1 pseudogene is annotated in these 371 nt (G+C 42.0%); it reads left to right on the forward strand.

Annotated elements, in window-relative coordinates:
• Positions 1-371 (forward strand): annotated as a pseudogene (locus ACODS7_RS32825) (hypothetical protein); the annotation flags it as partial.

A 371-nucleotide genomic window follows, 5' to 3' on the forward strand; every position in this document is an offset into this window, starting at 1 on the left:
TGCAAATCTAATTGAGGATAAAGAACTCAGTAAAGTAGAAAATGCAGTGATTGGTGTAGGGGAAATTCGGAAACGAACCGGTTATAAGAAAGTTGGTTATGTAGGAGAAAAGATAACAGGTGCCTATACGTTTCTCAAGTCAGATGGCACACATGAATTACTGATGATGGGGGATCGTCTCAGGAGATGGAATGGGAAATTTTTTGTTGATATCCCAGGTCCGCCCTCTACTGGTGACAGCGCGAATTTTATCACGATGAAAGACCGAAAAGGAAACCGTGTGGTTGTAGTTGCCAATCATATCTCTCTAAAAGTATATGCTGACAATCAGCTATCCTCTGTCACACCATATGTACCGACTGCGGATGAAC

The organism is Bacillus sp. FG16 (assembly GCF_057809515.1).